This window comes from Acidovorax facilis (genome assembly GCF_023913775.1).
In the GTDB taxonomy this organism is placed as follows: domain Bacteria; phylum Pseudomonadota; class Gammaproteobacteria; order Burkholderiales; family Burkholderiaceae_C; genus Acidovorax; species Acidovorax facilis.
On sequence record NZ_JAMXAX010000185.1, the window covers coordinates 1 to 9,729 of the forward strand.

At 65.4% G+C, this 9,729-nt stretch carries 9 protein-coding genes; 3 read left to right on the forward strand and 6 right to left on the reverse strand.

Translation table 11 applies throughout. The features are described from left to right. Positions 1-248: 248 nt before the first annotated feature. From NFX52_RS28075 to dinG, 4 genes are all read right to left on the reverse strand, one after another. Positions 249-752: a pyridoxamine 5'-phosphate oxidase family protein gene (locus NFX52_RS28075; protein ID WP_055401178.1), complete on the reverse strand. Its 504-nt coding sequence runs from the start codon at positions 750-752 to the stop codon at positions 249-251. Between the two features lie 123 nt (positions 753-875). Continuing rightward, on the reverse strand, positions 876-1,385 hold the full coding sequence (locus tag NFX52_RS31190; RefSeq protein WP_353848503.1) for a macro domain-containing protein: 510 nt from the start codon (positions 1,383-1,385) through the stop codon (positions 876-878). Continuing rightward, positions 1,382-1,738: a zinc ribbon domain-containing protein YjdM gene (locus tag NFX52_RS28080; RefSeq protein WP_055401180.1), complete on the reverse strand. Its 357-nt coding sequence runs from the start codon at positions 1,736-1,738 to the stop codon at positions 1,382-1,384. Before NFX52_RS28080 ends, NFX52_RS31190 begins: the two co-directional genes overlap by 4 nt. Before the next feature lie 62 nt (positions 1,739-1,800). Next, positions 1,801-3,963 carry an ATP-dependent DNA helicase DinG gene (gene dinG, locus NFX52_RS28085; RefSeq protein WP_055401182.1) on the reverse strand — a complete coding sequence of 721 codons (2,163 nt, stop codon included), beginning with the start codon at positions 3,961-3,963 and terminating at the stop codon, positions 1,801-1,803. 222 nt (positions 3,964-4,185) lie between these two features. On the opposite strand from dinG, the gene NFX52_RS28090 reads away from it, so the two are divergent. Together NFX52_RS28090 and NFX52_RS28095 are read left to right on the forward strand one after the other, a co-directional pair. After that, positions 4,186-5,547 (forward strand): hypothetical protein, encoded by a 1,362-nt coding sequence (locus NFX52_RS28090; RefSeq protein ID WP_238385714.1) that lies wholly within the window; start codon positions 4,186-4,188, stop codon positions 5,545-5,547. Positions 5,548-5,652: 105 nt separating this feature from the next. Then, entirely contained in the window at positions 5,653-5,952 is a 300-nt protein-coding gene (locus NFX52_RS28095) for a hypothetical protein (RefSeq protein ID WP_055401183.1), read from the forward strand. Positions 5,953-6,016: 64 nt separating this feature from the next. Here the strand turns inward: NFX52_RS28095 and NFX52_RS28100 are convergent, their stop codons facing one another. Further along, positions 6,017-6,706 (reverse strand): HAD family hydrolase, encoded by a 690-nt coding sequence (locus tag NFX52_RS28100; RefSeq protein WP_055401185.1) that lies wholly within the window; start codon positions 6,704-6,706, stop codon positions 6,017-6,019. A 49-nt stretch (positions 6,707-6,755) separates the two neighbouring features. Between NFX52_RS28100 and NFX52_RS28105 the strand changes: the two genes are divergently transcribed. Then, a complete protein-coding gene (locus NFX52_RS28105; protein WP_055401187.1) occupies positions 6,756-7,835 on the forward strand; it encodes an ankyrin repeat domain-containing protein in 1,080 nt (359 codons plus the stop codon). A 15-nt stretch (positions 7,836-7,850) separates the two neighbouring features. Here NFX52_RS28105 and NFX52_RS28110 read toward each other — a convergent pair whose 3' ends face one another. Then, a complete protein-coding gene (locus NFX52_RS28110; protein WP_252635932.1) occupies positions 7,851-9,728 on the reverse strand; it encodes a B12-binding domain-containing radical SAM protein in 1,878 nt (625 codons plus the stop codon). Between the last annotated feature and the right edge of the window lies 1 nt (position 9,729).

Genomic DNA, 9,729 nt, shown 5'->3' on the forward strand with positions numbered 1-9,729 from the left:
TGCTTTTGCTGCAGTCCCAGGGCTATTGCGTGGCGTTCGCTCTGGCTCAACTGCTGGTAATTCTTCTGTGTCATCTTGGCCTCAATTCTCGGTGTTGCACTTCAGAATTGAGGCCGCCAAGCGCTAGAGCCAATTTTCACTTGAAATGCTGTGCAAGACGCTGACGCTGCCATCGCAGCAGGGGGCGGCAGGCCTCAGGCCCCTGCCCCGACTTGGGGAGTCAGCCGCCCAGGCGCCTGCCGCTCAGCTCAATACAGGGTTAGTTCCTTGTGCTCGCCCAAGCTGCGCGGTGGCTCGCCCGTGATGGCGGCCTTGGCCATCTTGAAGAGCTGCACCATCTTGCTTTCATCCACATCCCAGTACTCGGCATGGCGAATGCGCACGGCCAGCAGCGCCAGATTGGGGTCGGACACGCCACCCGGAAACCACGCCTGGGCCATGGGGGACCACAGGGCTTGTTTTTGCGCATGGTCGTCCACAGCGCGGGCCTGGCCTGACAGCGACACGTAGCTGTCATCGTCCGGGTTGGCATACGACACGTTGACTTCGCCATCGGTCAGCAGGCGTTCGTACAGCTCGCCCGATTTGGGGATAAAAAAATACAGCTCGCCGTGTTCGTCGAACTCGCGGTTTTGCGTGGTGAGCGGGTGCGCGTGCAGCATGCCCGTGGACGTGCGGTGCGTGAGCATGCCAAACCGAATGTCCTTGATGAGTTTCCACAAGGTTTCGTGGCCGGGGGTGTCGTGGTGCATGGGGGGCTTCCGTGAAATGGAGGGGGTGTTACGACTCTAGGCCGCCTGCGCCCTGCGCCGCGTCGTCCCCCTGCCCGCCTGTGCGTGGGCGCTTGTCCGACAGCTTTCTGTTATCCCAAGGTGTCAGCGTCGGGAATACTGCACCACAGTGACTGCCGCGTTGGACTCCACTCTCTCTAGGCTTTGTAGCATCCATGTGAGCGCTCGGTCAGCCTGGGTGCCGCCTGTGCCGCCTCCTATTACCGGAAACGCCACCGACGCAAAACCGTGCTGGTTAACCAGTTCCATCGCCGAAACAACGGATCGCTGGATGGAGCGCTGCGACGAAACCCACCACATGCTGATACCTGCAACATGAATGATTGCTTTGTATGGGAGTCGGCCCGCGCTCGTCAAAACAGCGCTACCTAGTGGCATTGGACCGTGGCGCCCAGCTCCACAAAAGGCTGAAAGCCTGCGCGCTGCTTGATTGCTCGTGACACGCCCTGTGGTACCAACAGCCACCACGGAATGATGTTGCGATTCCAAGCATTGACGATCACTTCTGTGGGTTGGTCTAGCAGATCGCCTTGCACCACTTTCACAGATGGGGGTATGGGATTCGGCTTTATGTCTTGTGGCACGGCGCCTCACGCCTTCTTCAAAAACTCCGACTTCAGCAGCATGCTGCCCAGGTCGGTCTTGCAGTCCACGTTGTGGCCATCGGCGCCGTCGACCAGGCGGATGCTCTTGATCTTGGTGCCCTTCTTGAGCGTGGACGACGAACCCTTGACCTTGAGGTCCTTCACCAGGATCACCGCGTCGCCGTCGGCCAGCGGGTTGCCATTTGCATCCCGGACGATGCCGTCGCTTGCATCGGCGTCTGTGTCCGCTGCATCAGCCACCTGCGGCCATTCAAACGCGCAGTCAGGGCACACATAGTTGCTGCCATCGGGGTAGGTGTTCTCCAGGCCGCATTGGGGGCAGGCAGGGGTGGTGTGGGGCATGGTGGGGTCCTCTCTGTCGTTGTTGTAGTGGTTGTGAAATCGGTGCGCAAAGTGTCGCCGCTTCAGAGCGGCGCGCGTTGCTCCAGCGCAAACGGTGGCAGCCCTTTGAGCAGCCGCTGGCCGTAGCTGGTGCGCGTCAGGCGCTTGTCGTAGCAGTACACATGCGCCATGTCTTCTTCGGTGCGAATCGCGCGGCCCACCCACTGCGCCAGACGAATGGCCGTGGCGGGCACCACCAGTTCGCTGAAGGGGTCGCGGCCCACGGCGCGCAGCCATTCGGCGCGGGCTTCGCCCACGGGGTCGTCGGGCGGGGCAAAGGGCAGCTTGGTGATGAAGACCGACTCGCACAGCCGTCCCGGCAAATCCAGCCCCTCGCCAAACGACTGCATGCCAAAGATGACCGAGGGCTCGCCGTTTTCCACCCGCTCACGATGGCGTTTGAGCAACTGCGTGCGCGGCAGTGCGTTCTGCACCAGCACCACGCTGCGCATGGCGGTGGGCAATGCGTCCACCGCCTGGCGCATTTGCTCGCGCGAGGTGAACAGCACCAGCGCGCCGTATTCCACGCGGGCAATGTCGTGCAGCAGCGCATCGACCATTTCGGTGGTGAACTGCGCGGCGTTCTTGGGGTCGGCGCGCGTCTCGGCTGCAATCAGCGTGCCCTGCGCGGCGTAGTTGAAGGGGCTGGGCACTTCGAGCGTGGTGGCTGCCTCGTCGCCATGCAGGCCCGCCTCGCGCAAGAAGAAATCAAAGTGCCCGCAGCTGGTGAGCGTCGCCGAGGTCAGCACCGCACCGCGCACCGCGCTCCACAGGTGGTTGCGCAGCGTGGTGCCGGGCAGGATGGGGCTGGCGTGCGCCTTGACCACGATGAAGTCGCCATCCACCTCCAGCGTGAACCATTTGGCGGCGGGCACCGCGCCTTCGGGCGCATCCTGCAGCAGCAGTTGCGCGGTGGCGTGCAGCTCTTCCAGGCGCGGGGCCAGCATGCCAATTTGTGCATACAGCGTGGACAGGCGCTTGGCCTCCTCGGGCTTGTCGCGCATCTCGGCGCGCAGGGCTTTGCTGATGGCGCGCAGGGCATCGAGGAAGCCTTCGGCACTTGCGGCCAGCAGGCCCAGCGGCGCAATGAGCTGTTCGGGCAATTCGCCGCGTGGCACGCGCACGCGCGCCGGGCCCCAGGCGCTGGGCTGGCTCTTGAGCTGGGCGCCATACACATCCATCACGATGCGCGCCAGGTCCTGCAGCGTCTGCCGCAGCTGGGCCGAATGTTTGGGGATGTCGGCAATCTCTTCGACCTCCAGCAGTGCCCCAATGCGCAGGCCTCGGCTGGCAAGGCGCTCGATCCAGGTGATGCGCGACAGGTCCATGCTGCACGCAAACTGGTCGAGCGCCGTGGCGGGCAGGTGGTGGGCTTCGTCCAGCACCAGGAGGCAGTTGTCCAGCTCGGGCAGCACGCGCGCGCCCAGCGATGACAGCAGCAAATCGTGGTTGGCAACAATCACCTGCGCGCCCACCAGCTCCTTGCGCTTGTCGTAGTAGGTGCACTGGCTGAAGGCCGGGCAGTGTTTGCCGGTGCACGACGCGCCCTCGGCTGCCACGGGGCTCCACACTTCGGGCTCGGGGGGCGTGTCCAGGCTGTCGCGGTCGCCATCCCACGCGCCTTTCGATAGCGTCTGCGCCATCGTCGAATAGAACTGGATGCGCGCCTCGGTCTCGTGCCGGGGGCGCTTGGCGCGGGCGGCGGCTTCCTCTTCGGCAAACAGGTCGTCTTCGCCCTCTTCTTCCGCCTCGCCCGTGCCCGCCAGGCGGTCCAGCTTGAGCTTGCACACATAGCGCCCGCGCCCCTTGGCCAGCGCAAATTTGAAGGGCTGGGGCATCAGCGCGGCCAGTGCGGGCAGGTCCTTGTTGACCAGTTGCTCCTGCAGCGCCACGGTGGCGGTAGAGATCAGCACCCGCGTGCCGCGCGACAGCGCCAGGGCGATGGCGGGCGCGCAGTACGCCAGCGACTTGCCCACGCCCGTGCCCGCCTGGATCACGGCGATGGACCGCGTAGGCGCGTCTTCACCGCTTTCTTCATCCACCTTGCCCAGCGTGGCGCTGCTGAACGTGCGCGCCACCTGCTCGGCCATCAGCCGCTGGCCGGCACGGCTGCGAAAACCCTCGGTGGCTGACACCACCGCATCGAAAGATTCAAGGGCCTGCGCGGCCCACACCTGTTGAGACATACAGTAGTGTCGCATGTCGAAGACAGGTTGGCGCTGGGCAGTGCCTTGTGGCGGATGGGCGGGCTGTCCCCTCGCAGCTGCCTTGAAAGAAAATCCTCGCACAGCTACAGGAGAGCCAAGATGCAGGGGGGAAATGCGTGGGGATATGGGCTGAACTGCGGTTCGTTGCTGCGCGGTAGGCCATGGGCAAGGGCAAGCTTTGTTCCGGGTGGGGCGAAAAGTGTGCAACGCGCCCTGCTGCGGGTGCTGGGGTTCGTGCTGCTGCTGTGCATGGTGAGTGCATCGGGCGCATGGGCACAACAACCCGCATCGTCGGCTGCCCAGGCAGGCAGCCCTGCGCGCCAGCAGTTGCTGGCGCAGGAGCTGGTGCCGCAGCAGCCTGCCCGGTACGCATGGATGCGCGCGGCAGAGGCCCAGGGACAAGGGGCCGATGCGCTCTATCTGCGGCTTGCATTGCTCGACGAATGGCTGCTCGCACTGGAAGGGCGGCCGGCGCAGGTCGGCCGCACCATCGAAGTTGCCATCGCTCACGGGCGCGAGGTCGATGCGGACGATCTGCAGCGCCGAGCGCGTGCGGTCTGGCCCTCCCTCCTCAAAGCCCAGTTGCGGCCGCTATGGGACATGGACGGCCCCGATGTTCCGCTGCCGTCCGAGCTGGATGCCCTGGGCGCGGACAGCATTGCCCAAGAAGGCCCTGGCCTCTGGGTGCACCGGGCCAAAGATGGCCGGCCTCGGGGCCTTTACCTTTGGCTGGGCGTGCGCAATGGGCTGGGGGAGCCCGTGCCCTTGCCGGAGTTTGCGCTGCGCCTGGGGCGCCCCGGCCAGCAGGCGGCTGCGCCGTTGATGCAATGCTATTTGCCCCGGTACAGCACGCGGCAGTTCGTCCCGCCGCAAAGCACCCAGCACTACCTGTGCCGCGCGGGCGAGGGGGGTTTTGGGTTGCCGCCAACGGGCGTGGGGTGGCTGGCGCAGATGGGTGAGTGGTTCAGCCAGGGCGCGTCCCTGCAGACCGAAGTGCCCCAGCACGACCAGGCTTTATCGCGCGCGGGCCGGATCCTGGGCCAGGTGGACAACCCGGCGGTGGACGACTTCCTGCGCGGCGCCCGTGAATCTACCGAGAAGCAGCAACAACTGCAAAAAGAACGGGCCCAGGCGGCGGCCGCAGCGGCCAAGAAGGCCCGTGACGCCACGCCAGCGCGCAGCTCTGGCGAGTCGCTGCCGCTCTGGCTCAAGCGCCTGCTGTTCTTGGGCGGGGTGGTGGGCGCGTTGGTGCTTTATGGCCTGCTCGCGCACCACGTCAGCGTGGCAGTGGCGTCCGGGGTGCTGTGGTTGGGCCTGGCCATTCCGAGCGCGATCTACTTGCGTTCGATCTGGACCATGGGCGGGACCGACGGCTGGGGCAAGCTCGTGGCCATCGTCCTGTCAGGTGCCGCCATCGCTGCGCCTTTTGTGGGAACGCTCGCCGCGTACACGGTCTACAAGCTGGTGGTGAGCGCGCGGGCGCGCCGCAGGGCGATCCTCTTTTTGCTCGGCGTGATCGTGGTCATCGTGCTCCATGCGCTGGAGCGGTGGCTGTTCTGGTGACAGCAGGCTCCGCACGCCCGCAGCGGCGCAGGGCCTGGGCCTACAGCGCGGAGCGGCCAGCGGCGCTAGGGTCAAGGGACTCCACGTTGCATACCAAGGCCCCGCATGAAAACGACCCCCACAGCCCCCCGCAAGGAAGAGGAGATCATCCCCTCCGCTCCTGTGCCCGCCCGCACCGAGCGGCGCGTGAACACCACCCAGCCCCAGCCGCACCCCTGCAGCGGACCCGAAGACCTGAGCGGGCCCGAACCCCTCTTGCCCCACGAGCGCGACGAGGCGGTCAACATGACCGACGGCGAACCCGACGCCAAGATGGAGCAGGCCTACCGTGATGTGAAACGTGGACTGCAGGACACCGACCGGGGGCCACCGGCCGACAAGGCGTACCAGAAGCAGAAACGGTAATGCTTCTAATTTGATAGCTATTTACGCTTGATGGATAAGCGCTAGAGGCCAATTCTTATCAGTTTTACGGCACCCGCGCCGCCCTGAACCAGCTCGGCAGGTGGTCATGGGCGTGCACCAGCGATTCGAACACGCCGTGGCTGCGCTCCACCACCTCAGTGCCTGGCGCTTTGAGGTCCGGCACGATCACTACCGCGACCCCTGCGGCTTGCGCCGCGCGTGCGCCGTTCTCGCTGTCTTCAAACGCCAGGCACTGTGCGGGGTCCACGCCCAGGCGCACAGCCGCCAGCTGGTACAGGGCGGGGTCGGGTTTGCCGCGCGGCACCTCGTTGCCGCCAGCCCAGGCGTGAAAGTGCTGCAGCACGCCCACCCTGCCCAGGCGGTGCTCGATCTCGTCGCGCCGCGACGATGAGGCCACCGCGCAGGGCACGCCTGCTTGCCCCAAGGCGTGCAGCAGCGAGGCGGCGCCGGGTTTGAGGGGAAACAGGGGCTCTGGCCCCTCGTCCCACAGGCGCGCAGCCACATCGGATTGCACCTGTTCGAACATCTGCGGACCACCCAGCAAAGCCGTGAGCATGGTGTCGGAGTCGGTGGACGCGCGCCCCACCACCTGCAGGTAGTCGGCCTCTGCCAGTGCAATGCCCCGCGCCCGTGCGGCGTCAAGCCAGGCGCGCAGAGTCACGCGCTCGGAGTCGACCAGCAGTCCGTCCATGTCGAAGATGGCGGCGGTGAAGGGCGGGCGAGGAGTCTGCATCGAAATATGATGCCTGCAAAAACCACTGCTTCAGTCCATCCGAGGGAACATGGAAACCACGACGCGATTCACGCTGGTCTGCAAGAACGATACCGATGCCGACACACTGCATGCGGTTTTCAGCACTCCCGGTGGTGCCGGGCTTGAAGCGGCGGTCAGGGCCTTCTTCGCGGCCCGCAAGCTCACCATCCACCCCACGGACCACCTGGGCTTCGACCGCTATGAGCGTTCGGGCCTGGTGATCGACGCGGCATTCACCTCGGGCTCTGCCGATGTTGACGATTTCATCAAGCCCTTGTCCAAGGTCTGCCATGCGCTGCATGCCGAACTGGTCGATGATGAGGTCGCCCGCAAGCTTGAATATGGCTTCATCGACGGCAAGAAAAAGCCGCCCGTAGATGTCGTGGCCTTGATGAAGACCCTGGCCCCGACCGCCCAGCTCGGCCGTGTGGGAAAGATCATCGAGGCTGCCGAGCGCGAGCAGAACGACCCGACCTATGCCTTCATTCGCGCCATCGGGTTCTCCAAGAACCAGGCCACCGTGCAGGCCCTGCTGGAGAAGGGGGCCGACCCCAACAGCACATTCTCTTCCGGCTACTCCTGCCTGAACAAGGCCATCACCGACAAGCGCTTGAAGGTCGTGCAGCTCATGCTGGAGCATGGCGCCGCCCCCAACCTGCCGCACAAGGGCTATCCCAACCTGTACGAGGCCTGTCGGTTCTCTGCACCCAAGATCGTGGACCTGCTGCTGCAGCACGGTGCCGACCCCGATGGGCGCGCTCAGGGCGCATCGGAAACCAGCTACCCCATCGAGATCGCCATCTACTACCACCAAGCCAAGATCGTGCAGTTGCTGCTGGACAAGGGCGCCACAACCCGCGGCCTGCCCAAGCTGGCCAATTTGCTGGAGCTCACGGCCCGCTCGTTCGACGCCATGTATGAGAACCTGGACGGCAAGCTCGCTATCCTGAAACTGCTGGTGCGCGACCCGGCGTGGAAGGCCGAACTCGTGCAACGCCGTGACCGGCTGACCGGAATGCTCCAGCAGTCGTTCGCTGCCTACAAGTACCAGACGCCCAAGGACCGCAAGGACTTCGACGACATCCTGGATTTCATGGCGGCTGCTTGAAGAAATACTGCGGGCTCAGCCGCGCTGCTGCAGCGCCCGCTCAATCCGGTCACGTCGCACCGTCGTCTTGGGCACCTTGAACGGGAACCACGTGCGTACGTCCTCTTCGAGCCCGATGCCGTGCATGTAGTTGTAGATGGCCTTCTTGAGCGCGCCACCCAGCGCGTCGTGGTCCACGCCGGTGGGGTCGATGAAGGCCACGTCGTTCTTGGCAAAGTCACCGGGCGGCAGCGGCGCCAGCGTCACGCCGTACTCCTCGGGGTTCTTGCCCACGGGCGAGTGCACGGTGCAGGCAAAGCGGTGAAAGAACCCGCTCTGGATGCAGCCGTTGGCGAACAGCTGGCGCACGTATTCGAGTGCGTCCACGGTGTCCTGCACGGTCTGCGTGGGAAAGCCGTACATCAGGTACGCATGCACCAGGATGCCCGCGTCGGTGAAGGCCCGGGTCACGCGCGCCACCTGGTCCACCGACACGCCTTTTTTCATGAGCTGCAGCAGCCTGTCCGATGCAACCTCCAGCCCGCCCGAGATCGCGATGCAGCCGCTGTCGGCCATCAGCTCGGCCAGGTCGGGCGTGAAGGTTTTTTCAAACCGCACATTGCCCCACCAGCTGATGCCTGCGTTGCGCGCGATCAGCTCGGTGGCCAGTGCCTTGAGCGCCTTGGGCGGTGCGGCCTCGTCCACGAAATGAAAGCCGGTCTGCCCCGTCTCGCGCACGATCTGCTCGATGCGGTCGGCCAGTACGGCGGCGCTGGCGCCCTCGTAGCGGCTGATGTAGTCCAGGCTCACGTCGCAAAAGCTGCACTTCTTCCAGTAGCAGCCGTGCGCCACGGTGAGCTTGTTCCAGCGCCCATCGCTCCACAGGCGGTGCATGGGGTTGAGCATGTCCAGAAGCGACAGATACCGGTCCAGCGGCAGGCCGTCCCAGGTGGGTGTTCCCACCTCGGCAAAGGCGATGTCGGCTTCCATCATGTTGATGTACTGCACCGCGCCATCGTCACCGCGCACGAAGGTGCGCACCAAGCGCTGGCGGCCGCGCTCGCCACGCAGGTGCTCGAGCAGCGCCAGCAATGGGCGTTCGCCCGCGTCCAGCGTCACGTAGTCAAAGAAGTCGAACACACGCGGGTCGGCCAGTTCGCGCAGCTCGGTGTTCACAAAGCCGCCGCCCAGCACGGTGGCGATGTGCGGGTGCCGCGCCTTGATGGCCTGGGCAATGCGGAACGCCGCATACACGGACCCCGGAAACGGCACGGACAGCAGCACCACGCTGGGCTGGTGCTTGGCAATCGCTTCGTGCGTGAGCTGCTCCAGCAACTCGTCCACCAGCGTGGGCGGCGCAGCGAGTGCTTGGGCCAGCGGGTCAAACGTGGGCTGGCTGCCTGCGAGCGATTCGGCATAGCGCACAAACTCAAAGCGCTCGTCCACCGCGTCGCGCAGCACATCGGCCAGGTCGTTCAGGTACAGCGTGGCCAGGTGCTTGGCCTTGTCCGTCAGGCCGAGCGCGCCAAAAGCCCAGCCCAGCGGGTCGCCGCCTTCGTCATCCACATACACATCCAGTGTGGCAAAGCGCGGGCCCTCGGGCAGGTAGTTCCGTCCCACGATGCGGTGCGCCAGCGTGCTGTCGCGGCCTTGCAAGAAGGCAATTGCGGGGCCGATGGTGGCGAGGTAGCGGTCCTTTTGCGCCGCAAAACTTTGCACGGCGGGGCTCTGCTTTTTGGCGGGCAGCGCATCCACCTGGGCGGCCACCGCGCGCAGCCCTTCGGGCGAGAGCAGGCGCAGCACCAGCGCCAATGCCAGGTCTTCCTGGAACGCCGTCACCCCCCGCGAACGCAGAAAGCCCGTGAGGTAGGCGGTGGAGGGGTAGGGCGTGTTCAGCTGCGTCATCGGGGGGATG